The following is a 12,274-nucleotide window of genomic DNA, read 5'->3' as shown; positions in this document are numbered from 1 at the left end:
GTCCGGGTCGCCGGCGGCGCCGGGAACCACACTCTATCCACAGGCTCCGACCCAGGTCCACCGAGGTATCCACATGGTTGTCCACAGCTGTGGGAAGACAGACCCCTCCCGTCGGTTCGCGGGTAGGTCGTCAGTGGGGAGGGGTCGGAGGTGCTTGTTCGGATTCACGTCGCGTCTTGCAGCCCTGGTGGGGCTCGCCTGAGGAATGACGGTAACAACATGGTGAACCGGGGGGCAACCCTCAAGATTGACTGGAGGGCGGATGTCAAGCATCGCGGCCGTGGGCGTGTCGTTGTGGCCAGGAAACTGGTATCAGTGAGACCAATGGGATTACACGGTTTGGCGGCCGGCGCATCGGGCGCGTAATCTTGAGCAGTCTGTCGTGCGCCCGTGGGCGCCCGGCGCGTCGTGGTGCCGCCGTCCTTCGGTGATTCGACGACGTCTCGAACTCGATCGGGCGCTGGACACGGCGCCGACTTCACGTGAGGAGCCAACCATGGCCAAGGGCAAGCGGACCTTCCAGCCGAACAACCGTCGTCGTGCCAAGGTGCACGGCTTCCGTCTGCGCATGCGCACCCGCGCCGGTCGCGGCATCGTCGGCGCCCGCCGGCGTAAGGGCCGCGCGTCGCTGACGGCCTGATTCCGGCCGGGGTGGCGGGTGCTCCCCAGGTCGCACCGGCTCCACCGTTCCGCTGACTTCGCGACGGTGGTGCGCAAGGGTGCCAGGAAGGGCCGCCGCACCATGGTCGTACACGCCCACGTGGACTCCTCGGATGTCCGCGTGGGCGGTCCGCGTTTCGGGCTGGTTGTCAGCAAAGCCGTCGGGGACTCGGTGACTCGTCACCGCGTCAGCCGACGGCTTCGTCATATCGCGGGCGGCCTGCTGGACGAGGCCGGCGACGATCTCATGGTGGTGATCCGGGCCAACCCGGCCTCCGCGGGTGCGTCGCACGCCGACCTCGTGCGGGATATGCGCGCGGGGCTGGTCGCTGCGGCCGCTCGCGCGAGGGGCACGTCGTGAGCACGGGGCGCCCGGGTCCCATCGCGCGGATCCTGTTGTGGATGCTCGACTTCTACCAGAAGGGCATCTCCCCCTGGACCCCACCGAGCTGCCGATTCGAACCCACGTGCAGTAGTTACGCCGTCGAGGCGGTACGCGTCCACGGAGCCTGGTACGGCACCTGGCTCTCGGTGTGGCGCCTCCTGCGCTGTGGGCCGTGGACACCGGGCGGGTGGGATCCGGTCCCCCGGCCCCGTGCACCTGATCCACCGGGCCACGAGCCCCACGAGCACACCGACAATTCTCGAACGTAGCTAGGACTCCACCACCCATGTCGTTCATCACCAACCCGTTGGTCTATTACCCGATCTCCGGCATCCTCTGGTTCTGGCACAAGATCTTCGCGTTCCTCGGCGGTCTGCTCCCCTGGGTCGAGGCGCCGGATTCCAACGGGGTCATCTGGGCCCTGTCGGTGATCTTCCTCGTCTTCACCCTCCGCGCGATGCTGTTCTGGCCGGCGGCAAAACAGATTCGCTTCTCCCGCAAGATGCAGGAGATGCAGCCCAAGATGAAGGAGCTGCAGAAGCGGTACAAGAACGACCGCGAAAAATTGGCGGTCGAGACCCGGAAGTTGCAGAAGCAGGAGGGGTTCAACCCCCTCCTGGGTTGCCTACCGATGCTGATCCAGATCCCCGTATTCCTGGGTTTGTTCCACGTGCTGCGGTCGTTCAACCGGATGGGCTCGCAGTTCGGCGCGCTCGGGATGAGCGCCGAGGAGACGCGCAACACGGGCAACTACGTGTTCAACGCGGACGAGGTGCAGAGCTTCCTCGACGCCCGCCTGTTCGGTGCTCCGCTCTCGTCCTTCATCTCCCAGCCGGTCGAACAGTTCCAGGCCTTCGTGGAGCCGGGCGCGATGCTCGACTTCGCCCGGTGGAACATCATTCTCGTCGCCCTTCCGCTGATGATCGTCTCGGCGGTCACGACCCACTTCAACGCGCGGATCTCCCTGTCCCGCCAGTCCCCTGAGGCCGCGGCCAACCCGCAGGCCAAGATCATGAACCAGCTCATGCTGTGGGCCTTCCCCATCGGCATCCTGGTGACCGGTGCGTTCTGGCCGATGGCGATCCTCGTGTACATGGTCACGAATAACCTCTGGACCCTCGGCCAGCAGTACTTCCTGTACGAGAAGATGGCCAAGGAGGACGACGCCGCGGCCCTCCTGCGGCGCGAGGAGCAGAAGGCGCTCGCTCCGCGGGTGGGTGTGAAGCCCACCAAGCCCAAGAAGAATCGCGCCGCCGCCGCGACGGGAACCGGGGTGGTGTCGGATCCGGCCGGGGAGGTGGGTACCGCGACGGTGGACGACGACGAGGTGATCGACTCCGACCCGGGGCCTGCGGTCGCTCCGGCATCCGCTCCACGCCCGGGTCAACGGCCTCAGGCTCCCGGCGGGCAGCGCAGTAGGCCGGCCCAGAAGGGATCAGGTTCGCGTCCCAAGAACAAGAAGAAGAAAAAGAAGCGATGACCCGCTAGAAAAACGTGAGTGGACAAGGTCCCCGATGCTCCGGCGTCGGGGACCTTGTCCCATACTTGGGGTAGATAGTCGTCGCACCCCCGGGGTTCGGCGATCGGCGGTCACGACGGAGGCGGGTCCATGTCCAAGAGGAACATCGAGGTGTCCGAGGAACGATTGGTCGAGGAGGGCGAGGTCGCTGGCGACTATCTCGAGCAGTTCCTCGACATCCTCGATTTCGACGGGGACATCGATCTGGACGTCGAGGGCGATCGGGCTGTGGTGAGCATCGTGGGCGGCGACGACTTGGATACCTTGGTCGGCTCGGACGGCTCGGTCCTGGACGCTATCCAGGAGTTGACGCGTCTCGCGGTGCAACAGGAACTCGGCGATCGGAGCCGGTTGATGCTCGACATCGCCGGTTGGCGTGAGGCGAAGCGTGAGGCGTTTAGCGAGTCCGGACGCGTGGCAGCGCAGCGGGTTCTCGAGTCAGGTGAGTCGGAAGAGCTCGAGCCCATGACGCCGTTCGAACGCAAGATCATCCACGATGCGATCGCGGAGATCGAGGGTGTCACCTCGGACTCGACCGGCGTCGAGCCCAACCGGCGGGTGGTCGTCCTGCCCGGGTGACGGGAGGCTTGGGGCAGGGGTGCGAGCCGGACGGCTCGCACCCCTGATCTGTGTCTGAGGATCTAATGACAATGATGTGATTCACCGGCGGTGTTTCACGTGAAACAGTGGCTTTGCGGCCGCGAGAAGGAGCGCGAGACCATGAACGGACACACGGGCCACGAAGCGTCACGTGACAGCGACGGGGCTTCCAGGACTGCGGGTGAGACACCGCCCGAACCGGGCTCGATGTCCGGCTCCGGTGATCTGCCCTCGCCCCCGCCCGCTGCCGCTGAAGTGTTCGGTGATCGGTTGGGTCTCGCGACGCGGTACGTCGATTTCCTCGCGACGGCCGGGCTCGAGCGCGGGTTGATGGGTCCGCGTGAGCGTCCTCGACTGTGGGATCGGCACGTCCTCAACAGTGCGGCTGCTGAATCGCAGCTGGCGCAGGGCGAGTCCGTCGTCGATATCGGAAGCGGCGCAGGCCTCCCTGGTATCCCCCTGGCGCTCGCGCGCCCAGATCTGACGATCACTCTGGTCGAGCCACTTCTCCGTCGGGTCACGTTTCTCGAGGAGATCATCGCCGAGCTCGGCATCGATGTCCGTGTCATTCGGGGTCGCGCCGAGGAGGAACCGGTCATCATCGAGGCGGGCGAGGCGGACGTCGTGACGTCCCGGGCAGTGGCACCGCTGGCGAAGCTCGCCGGGTGGTCTGCTCCGCTGCTGAAGGTGGGCGGCCGTATGGTTGCCCTCAAGGGCGAGTCGGCAGTCGACGAGGTCGAGCGTGATCGTGCGGCGCTCCGCAAACTAGGGTTCGACGACGTTCGCGTCGAGACCGTCGCTGCCCCGGATGCCGAACCGACGAGGCTGGTGATCGGCACCCTGGCGACTAGGATGGGGGGCCGTGGCTCCCGATCCCGCGGACGCGGGTGTCGGTCTCGCTGAGGCCTGACGGGGACGTGTCCAGTGTCGGTTTCACGTGAAACAATGGCACCGACACGGCGGCAGGCTCGCCGCGCTCACGATGCAACTCGAAAGGTGACGGATGTCCTACGACGAGACCCCGATCTTCGCGGCCGCGCGCCAGGCGAACGAGGTCCTCCACGGGGATGCACCGGCACTCCCCCGTCCCGAGTCGCCGCGGATCGTGACGATCGCTAACCAGAAGGGCGGGGTGGGCAAGACCACGTCCACCGTCAACCTCGCCGCTGCTCTCGCTCTGGGTGGGCTCGGGGTGCTCGTGATCGATATGGATCCGCAGGGCAATGCGAGTACGGCGCTCGGTGTCGATCACCGCGAGGGCACACCGTCGAGCTATGACCTTTTGATGTGGGAGGCGTCCGTCGATGAGTTGATGCAGAAGAGTCCCCACGCCGAGCGCTTGTTTTGCGTACCTGCGACCATCGATCTCGCGGGATCGGAGATCGAGCTGGTCGGGCTCCCCCAGCGGGAACGACGTCTCGCCGAAGTCCTCCTGCCGGAGGACTTGCAGTCGCTCGGTATCGACTACGTCTTTCTTGACTGTCCGCCCTCGCTCGGTCTGCTCACCGTCAATGCGATGGTCGCTGCTCGCGAGGTCCTCATCCCGATCCAGTGTGAGTACTACGCCCTCGAGGGAGTGGGTCAGCTTCTCCGTAACGTCGAACTCATCCAACAACATCTGAATACGGATCTGGAGATCTCGACCATCATGCTGACGATGTACGACGGACGCACGAAGCTCGCCGAGCAGGTCGCCGGTGAGGTCCGGAAGCACTTCGGGGACACAGTGTTGCGGACGGTGATCCCGCGAAGCGTCAAAGTGTCCGAGGCGCCCGGGTACGGGATGACCATCCTCCAGTACGACGCCGGGTCACGCGGCGCGCTGGCATACCTGGACGCCGCCCGCGAGATCAACGCACGGGGAGGGCCGTTCGGTCCGCGAGACCTCGTATCCACGCCCACCGCGGGTGAAGCTGAGGGCGTCGACCGCCCGGAGGAGAACTGATGAGCCAGCAGCGTAAGGGCGGTCTCGGGCGGGGTCTCGCGGCCCTGATCCCCACCGGCCCCGACGAAGGGCCTCGGCTCGGAAACGACGCCGCCGACCTGATCCTGGGGCCGCGGGGTGGCGGTCCGCGTACCACTCCCCCACGTCCGCGCTCGTCCGTCGCCGGGAATCGGGGCCCGGCGGATACGGAGCTCACCGGTACCGCGTCATCGACGGCCCGAGCGGCCGAGACCGGCTCGCACGCTGACGATGGTTCACCCGTTTCACGTGAAACAACCGAGTTGGTGGACCCCGGCGCCGTCTACCGCGAGATCTCCCCGGCCGAGATCGACCCCAACCCGAAGCAGCCCCGCACCCACTTCGATGAGGAGGCGTTGGCCGAACTCGCTCATTCCGTCAAGGAATTCGGACTCCTCCAGCCCATCGTCGTCCGTGAGATGTCCGGTGGGCGCTATCAGCTCATCATGGGTGAGCGACGCTGGCGGGCGAGCCAGCGCGCGAAGCTCGAGACGATTCCGGCGATCGTTCGGCAGACCGACGACGAGGATCTGCTGCGGGACGCTCTGCTCGAGAACATCCACCGGGTACAGCTCAACCCTCTCGAAGAAGCCGCCGCCTACCAGCAGCTGCTGGAAGAGTTCGACGTGACCCAGTCAGAACTCGCGACCCGCATCGGCCGATCCCGCCCCGCGATCACCAACAGCATCCGCCTGCTCCAGCTGCCGACCGCCGTACAGCGGCGGGTCGCGGCTGGTGTCCTGTCAGCGGGACATGCGCGCGCACTCCTGGGCCTCGAGGCGGGGGCGCCGGCACAGGACGAGCTCGCCGCCCGGATCGTCGCCGAGGGCCTGTCAGTGCGGGCGACCGAAGAGCTCGTCACCCTCGCCAACCGCGATCCCGGGGACACCACGGACAAGCCCAAGCCCGCGCCCCGCGGACGCCAGCGCAACCCGGAGCTGGAGGCGGTGGCGGGTCGGCTGTCCGACCGTTTCGAGACGTCGGTGTCCGTGACGATGGGGCGCCGCAAGGGACGTATCACCATCGACGTCGGTGACACCGATGATCTGGCCCGGGTACTCGCACTTCTCGAGGGCGGGTCGACCGCAGCGCCGCGATGATCTCCCTCCGCCCGCTGGACCTGTCGGCGGTGGACCAGTTGGGTCCTCGCGCCCGGCGTTGCGTCTATTGGCAGACCGACGGTGAGCAGTCCCCGGGAGATCCGGAGTTCGAGAAGGAAGCGTGGATCTCACACGTATCCCTGGAATGGGGTGTCTGCGGCCAGCTCGCCACCTACGGGGACCGATCGACGGCTGCCGCCTTCTACGCCCCCCCGGGGATGGTGCCGCGGGCGACGTGCTTCCCGACCTCGCCCGTCGGCGCTGACGCTGTGCTGCTCGCCGGCATGAGTGTCGAGCACGGCGCACCGGCAGGGGTACTGACCGCGTTGCTCGACGCCGTCGTCGTCGATGTTCGAAGCCGCGGAATCAAGGCCATCGAGGCCTTCGGGGTCACGTCCGAGGACCTCGGGCATGTTACGTCACGTGACGGGTGCGGGGCGGACTCGTGCGTGCCGGGGATGAGCTTTCTGGTCGAGCACGGTTTCACGGTGGTGGCACCTCACGAGACCCATCCCCGCCTCCGGCTCGATATCGAGAGCGAGCACTTGTGGAAGGCGGATGTGGAGCGCGCCCTCGATCAGCTCTTCGCCGAACACGGATTCGCCACCCGGCGGCTCGGGGTGCTGTCGGGCGCGTCGGCGAGCGCCGTCGCCCGGGGGCTCTGACACCCCGGGACTCACGACACCCCGGACCCCGACTCCCCCGGGGTGGCCGGAGCCGCGATCAGTCGCGCTGGCGCTGCTCGTAGTCGATGAGGGCGTCGACGGACATCGACCCGGTGGGATGATCGTCCTCGTCGAGGAGGTACAGACGTTTCACACCCACGAGGATCGAGTCGATGATGGTGTCCTGGGCGGCACGATCGCCGAGGATCTCGAGATCCTGCGGGTTGTACGCGTAGCCCAGGTAGATCTGCACGGACGGCATGCGGGTCATTCGCAGCAACGGCCAGCTCCGGCCATGGGTCCGGCAGTCGCGAAGAGTGGTGCGGCTGACGATCTCCCGCTGGATGAAGCCGGAGAGGGCCTCACCGAGCATGGACTCCGCGCCGAGCGAGTTTCCGAAGTAGAACGTCGCGACCCCGTTGCCCACCGGATTCGGGTGGCGGTCCAGGCGGAGCGAGATGATGAGATCGGCGTTGAACGCGTTGGCTATCTCGGCGCGCTCGGGATCGGTCGGGATCATCGCCTCGGGCCGGGAGAGGAAGACCTCCACGCCGGCCTGGTTCATCCGCTCGGAGAGCCGCCGGGTGATGTCCCAGAGCAGTTCCGCGTCGGTGATGGTCCCGTAGGGGGTGTCGATCCGGATCGGATTCTCGGACCCACTGGGGCCGGGATCGAGGACGATCCGTTTACCGGCGAGCATGGGACCGGAGGTGCGGGCCCGCTCCTTCTCGACGAGAGAGGCGACGTCCCCGCCCTTGAACAGGGTCGAGAAGCGGCTCAGGGTGTCCAGGGTCTCGGCACCGACCACACCGTCCGTGGGGAGCGCGCAGTCGCGCTGGAAGTCGGTGACGGCCGCGTGCGTGAGGGGGCCGAAGGTCCCGTCCACCAGGCCGGCGTAGAACCCGAGCTCGCCGAGTCGTCGCTGCAGTTGGGCGATATCGTCCCCCGCCATCGGCCTGGAGACGATATAGCTCAGGTCCCGGGTCCCCAGCACGTGGCTGGCGTCGTGGAGCGCGGCCTGGGTGGCCGGACCCACGATTCCGTCGGAGATCAGCGCACGCGCCTGCTGGAAGGCCAGAACGGCCTTCTCCAGGTCGGCGTCGAAGACGGCGTCGGTACGCGCGAGCACTGACCCGGTCTCGGGCTCGGTGACCCCGACCGACTCGATGTTGTGCAGCAGACCCATGCCCGCGAGGGTGGCCCGGATGGCGGCCACCTCGGGCCCACGGTCACCACGCCTCCACGCCATGGGTCTCCTCCCGCTCTCCTAGTGTTGGGTACCCGGATGAACTTACCGCCTCACACGCGGACATGCCCCGTCCGCGCCGGGCGGTGGGGGAACGCCACGGGGGAGCGTCACAGCGTAGCGACACAGGGTAGCGACCCGGTGCCGCCGGCGTGTGTGTCAGGCGCCGAGAACGTCGCCCAGCTCGGCTCGGAGCGCCGACTTGGACTTGGCGCCCGTGATGCGCTTGACCGGCTGTCCCTCCGAGAACAACAGCATCGCGGGGATCGCGGTGATCTGGTACTCGGCGGCGAGTTCCTGGTTGGCTTCGACGTCGACCTTGGCCACGGTCAGCTTGTCCGCCTCCGAGCCCGCCAGCTCGTCGAGGACCGGCGCCATCATGGTGCACGGGCGGCACCATGTGGCCCAGAAGTCCACGAGAACGGGCTTGGAGCCGCTGGAGGTGAGCACGGCGTCGGCGAAGTCGGCCTCGGTGACGTCGATGATGTTAGGGGTGTCGGCCATGAGGTGGTCCTTTCGGGTGGGTGGACGGGGCCCGGTTGTTCCGGGCCCGGTGCGGGTTCAGGCCTGCTCGGCGAGCCAGCGCTCGGCGTCGATCGAGGCGGCGCACCCCGAACCGGCGGCGGTGATGGCCTGGCGGTAGCGCTTGTCGACGAGGTCGCCACAGGCGAACACCCCGGGAAGGGAGGTGGCGGTGGTCTGACCGGTGAGGACGTAGCCGTCCTCGTCGACCTCGACCTGGTCGCGGGCCAGCTCGGAACGGGGATCGTGGCCGATCGCGACGAACATGGCGGCGGTCTCGAGCTCACTGGTCTCACCGGTGACGGTGTCGCGCAGACGGAGCTTCTCGACCGAACCGGTCGCGCCGGCCAGCACCTCGTCCACGGCCGTGTTGAGGACGAACGAGATCTTCTCGTTCTCCCGTGCCCGCTCGAGCATGATCTTGGAGGCCCGGAACTCCTCACGGCGGTGCACGATCGTCACGGAGGAACCGAACTTGGTGAGGAAGGTGGCCTCCTCCATGGCGGAGTCGCCGCCGCCGACCACGACGATCGGCTTGTCGCGGAAGAAGAATCCGTCACACGTGGCGCACGAGCTCACGCCCCGGCCGAGGAACTCCTGCTCCCCCGGGACCCCGAGGTAGCGTGCCGCGGCACCCATCGCGAGGATCACGGCGCGGGCGCGGTGTTCCTCTTCCCCGACCCGGACGGTCTTGATGTCCCCGGCGAGGTCCATGGACGTCACGTCCTCCATCCGGAGGTCGGCCCCGAACCGCTCGGCCTGCTCACGCATCTGCATCATGAGATCGGGGCCCATCATGCCCTCGGCGAAGCCGGGGAAGTTCTCGACCTCGGTCGTGGTCATGAGCGCGCCACCGAACTGGGAGCCCTCGAAGACGACGGGCTTGAGCTCGGCCCGCGCGGAGTAGATGGCGGCGGTGTACCCGGCCGGACCGGATCCGACGATGATGACGTCGTGGACGGTGTCGCTCATGAGTTCTCGGGGCTCCTCGGGCGGTTGGTGGCTCGTGAGTCGGAACCGGCATCAGGTGCCGGGTCTTCTAGAGGCCACAACACCCCGGGGGGCTGCCTTGTTCCCGCGCCCGCCCACCGGGTGACGGGAGGAACACCCTCACACGGTGAGGGTGACCCCCTCGAGCAGGGCCGCGAGTTTCGCGCGGCCACGGGAGCACCGGCTCTTCACGGTGCCCGGGGGGATGTTGAGCAGGTGGCTCGCCTCGGCGACGGTGCACCGCAGCATGTCGACGACGACGACGGCGTCCCGCTGATCGTCGGGCAGTTCCGCCAACGCCTCGGCCACGATGATCGCGTACGCCGGGTCCTGGTGGAAGTGGTCACGCAGGGTGACCTGTTCGTGCAGGGACGGGGTGAGCTGGGTGTGGGTGCGCAGGCGCTGGGCCCGCATCTTGTCCAGGCAGGCGTTGACCACGATGCGGTAGAGCCACCCCTGCACCGGGCATGCGTGGCGGAACGTGTCCGCCTTCCGGTACGCCGAGACGAGAGCCTCCTGCAGGGCCTCGGCGGCGTCGTCGCGGTTGAACGACGTGCGGATGGCCAACCGCCAGAGGTAGTCGTAGTGCCGCCGGACGAGGGCGGAGAAGGCGTCGGGGTCGCCGGCGACGTGCGCGTCCAACAGTTCGGCGTCGGACAGCGGGGACTCGGCTGTCAATGCGGGCCGGGACCTGAGAACGGACTCTGCCCTGAGAACGGACTCTGCCTTGGGAGCGGACGGGTCGCTGAGCGGGGATTCCGCGCCTGTGGGCGGGGCAGGGGAACCCGCCGCTGTCGGGACGGCGGTACCGGTGTTCACGGCCGTCACCGTAACCCGGCCGGGCCGCCCGTGGGGACGTCTCCCGGCCGGTCAGCGGGTCAGTTCGACCTCGCTGATCGTGGCCTCGTAGGACTGGGCACCGGAGGTACCCAGGCGGGTGATCCACACCAGGACGTACCCGGACTCCCGCGGGTCATCGATCGTCACGGTGGCCGACCCGTCGCGGACGGTGCCCGCTCCGAGACGGGTGGTCTCGTCGAGTGACTCCGGAGAGGCACCGGGCGCGGACCGCACCTCGAAGCGCACGCCGTCATCCCCCGAGCGGAGCACCACCCGTCGGACCTCCTGCTCACCGTCCAGTGTGAGCATCAACCCGATACCCGGCTTGTAGGCCGACGGGCCGTCGCCGATCTGGGATCGGTAGGCGTCGCTGGACCACGAGGTGGACCGGTCACCGTCGACCACGTTGGGGGCATCCGCCGAGTTCTCCGCGACGCCGTTCGAGGACGAGGGCTGCCAGGTGGTGACGGTCGACACGGAGACCGGGGTGGTCGGGGTGGCCTCCTCCGCCTCGTCCGCCTCGTCCCCGGTGTCACCTGCGGCGGAGTCATCGGCCGCGGGCTCGGCGGTCTGGGCGGCGCGACTGGCCTGGGCGGCCCGTTCGATCGCGTCGAGCTGCTGTGAGAGCGGGGTGTCGTTGCGGGTGCCGCCGAACCCCCCGAGCATCCACGTGAACAGCAAGGCGATCACCACGACCGCGGCCGCGCCGGTCCCGGCCATGATCTGCCAGCGGCGCTTCTGGACCTCCGGGTCCGGCTCGCTGTACGGCGCGGGTTCGAAACCCGCCTCCGCCGAGAACCACTCCGCCGACGACCACTCCCCCGACGACCACACCCCCGACGTCCATCCCGTCGTCGCGGCGCCCGCCGGGTAGGCGACCCGGGAGGAGGCCCCGGGGGCGGCGCGCCGCGGCCCGCCGACGCGATCGGTCACCATCGCCCTCACGGTGGCCGCCGAGCTGACCGACGACCCGTCGAGCGACCGCATGGCCAGCACCGCGGATTCCGGCGCCACCCCGGAACCGGCCACCGTGGGGTCGAGGACCTCGTCGTCGTCCCTCCGGGCGGGACCGGGCCGACCGTCGGTCGGTTCGTACAGATCGGAGCCCCCGGGCAGCGGGAGCGGCCACGCTCCGGTGAGCAGCGCATAGAGGGTAGCGCCCAGGCCCCGCACGTCGGACCGGGCGTCGTCCCCCTCGCGGACGCCGGGGAAGGCCAGGACGGCGCGCCCGTCCTCGGTGAGACGGATCCGGTCCGGCGAGTCGAGGCCCAGGGCCAGGCCCACCTCCTCGGCACGGGTCGCGGCGTCCGCCAGACCCCACACCGCACCCACGGCGGAGTCGGGATCCGGCTCGGCCACGGCCGCGGCGAGACTGCGTCCGGGGATCCACTCCGAGACCACGATGCCGCCCGCGCGGCCGCGGATGACGTCGAGCACGCGCGCCAACCCGTCCGCGTAGACCGTGGTGAGCGCGACGGTACGGTCGAGCACCCCCGTCGCCGAACCCGGGGGCTGCTCGCCGGGGAGCGGGTCGACGAAGGTCAGGGCGACGAACCTCCCCAGGCGCCGGTCGCGGGCCTTCCAGAAGGACTGGCCGGCGACACCACCGCACGGTTCGAGGAGCTCGTACCTGCCGCCGGAGACCAGGCCTCCGACGGTCAGACGCGGTGGCGACGAGGCGGTGTCCGGTGCCGGGGCTCCAGTCTGTTCACCCACCCGTTGACCCTCCTCGCCTGGTGCGGCAGCCCGTCAGGAGGCGCCGCTTGTGATCCCTGAGTGTACGT

The 12,274-nt window shown here is 68.5% G+C and carries 14 protein-coding genes; 9 read left to right on the top strand and 5 right to left on the bottom strand.

The window, feature by feature from the left end:
• Window positions 1–496 precede the first annotated feature (496 nt).
• From rpmH to CK206_RS10890, 9 genes are all read left to right on the top strand, one after another.
• Window positions 497–640 carry a 50S ribosomal protein L34 gene (gene rpmH / locus CK206_RS10930; RefSeq protein ID WP_007629603.1) on the top strand — a complete coding sequence of 48 codons (144 nt, stop codon included), beginning with the start codon at window positions 497–499 and terminating at the stop codon, window positions 638–640.
• An 18-nt stretch (window positions 641–658) separates the two neighbouring features.
• On the top strand, window positions 659–1,021 hold the full coding sequence (rnpA, locus tag CK206_RS10925) for a ribonuclease P protein component (RefSeq protein ID WP_067720195.1): 363 nt from the start codon (window positions 659–661) through the stop codon (window positions 1,019–1,021).
• Complete coding sequence (gene yidD, locus CK206_RS10920; RefSeq protein ID WP_082924143.1) at window positions 1,018–1,314, top strand: membrane protein insertion efficiency factor YidD; 297 nt, start codon at window positions 1,018–1,020, stop codon at window positions 1,312–1,314. Before rnpA ends, yidD begins: the two co-directional genes overlap by 4 nt.
• Before the next feature lie 17 nt (window positions 1,315–1,331).
• Complete coding sequence (gene yidC / locus CK206_RS10915; RefSeq protein WP_096906419.1) at window positions 1,332–2,525, top strand: membrane protein insertase YidC; 1,194 nt, start codon at window positions 1,332–1,334, stop codon at window positions 2,523–2,525.
• 129 nt (window positions 2,526–2,654) lie between these two features.
• Window positions 2,655–3,143 (top strand): R3H domain-containing nucleic acid-binding protein, encoded by a 489-nt coding sequence (locus tag CK206_RS10910; protein ID WP_096906418.1) that lies wholly within the window; start codon window positions 2,655–2,657, stop codon window positions 3,141–3,143.
• A 228-nt stretch (window positions 3,144–3,371) separates the two neighbouring features.
• Window positions 3,372–4,067: a 16S rRNA (guanine(527)-N(7))-methyltransferase RsmG gene (gene rsmG / locus CK206_RS10905; protein WP_254050553.1), complete on the top strand. Its 696-nt coding sequence runs from the start codon at window positions 3,372–3,374 to the stop codon at window positions 4,065–4,067.
• Between the two features lie 100 nt (window positions 4,068–4,167).
• Window positions 4,168–5,109, top strand: a complete 942-nt coding sequence (locus tag CK206_RS10900; RefSeq protein ID WP_254050552.1) for a ParA family protein — start codon at window positions 4,168–4,170, stop codon at window positions 5,107–5,109.
• On the top strand, window positions 5,109–6,227 hold the full coding sequence (locus tag CK206_RS10895) for a ParB/RepB/Spo0J family partition protein (protein WP_096906416.1): 1,119 nt from the start codon (window positions 5,109–5,111) through the stop codon (window positions 6,225–6,227). The genes CK206_RS10900 and CK206_RS10895 overlap by 1 nt, the downstream gene beginning before the upstream one ends.
• A complete protein-coding gene (locus tag CK206_RS10890) occupies window positions 6,224–6,892 on the top strand; it encodes a hypothetical protein (RefSeq protein ID WP_096906415.1) in 669 nt (222 codons plus the stop codon). Before CK206_RS10895 ends, CK206_RS10890 begins: the two co-directional genes overlap by 4 nt.
• 58 nt (window positions 6,893–6,950) lie before the next feature.
• On the opposite strand, the gene CK206_RS10885 is transcribed toward CK206_RS10890, so the two are convergent.
• The 5 genes from CK206_RS10885 to CK206_RS10865 form a co-directional block, all read right to left on the bottom strand.
• The gene (locus CK206_RS10885) at window positions 6,951–8,141 is read right to left on the bottom strand and encodes an N-acetylmuramoyl-L-alanine amidase (protein ID WP_096906414.1); all 1,191 of its coding nucleotides are present in this window, start codon (window positions 8,139–8,141) and stop codon (window positions 6,951–6,953) included.
• A gap of 156 nt (window positions 8,142–8,297) precedes the next feature.
• A complete protein-coding gene (gene trxA / locus CK206_RS10880; RefSeq protein WP_096906413.1) occupies window positions 8,298–8,642 on the bottom strand; it encodes a thioredoxin in 345 nt (114 codons plus the stop codon).
• Between the two features lie 57 nt (window positions 8,643–8,699).
• A complete protein-coding gene (gene trxB, locus CK206_RS10875; protein ID WP_069389400.1) occupies window positions 8,700–9,632 on the bottom strand; it encodes a thioredoxin-disulfide reductase in 933 nt (310 codons plus the stop codon).
• A gap of 138 nt (window positions 9,633–9,770) precedes the next feature.
• A complete protein-coding gene (sigM, locus tag CK206_RS10870; RefSeq protein ID WP_067720252.1) occupies window positions 9,771–10,328 on the bottom strand; it encodes an RNA polymerase sigma factor SigM in 558 nt (185 codons plus the stop codon).
• A gap of 192 nt (window positions 10,329–10,520) precedes the next feature.
• A complete protein-coding gene (locus CK206_RS10865) occupies window positions 10,521–12,206 on the bottom strand; it encodes a protein kinase family protein (RefSeq protein WP_096906412.1) in 1,686 nt (561 codons plus the stop codon).
• Window positions 12,207–12,274: the final 68 nt, after the last annotated feature.

Origin of the sequence: Dietzia sp. WMMA184, assembly GCF_002441635.1 — a bacterium.
Classification (GTDB): Bacteria; Actinomycetota; Actinomycetes; order Mycobacteriales; family Mycobacteriaceae; genus Dietzia; species Dietzia kunjamensis.
This window is presented reverse-complemented; position numbering and strand designations above follow the sequence as displayed.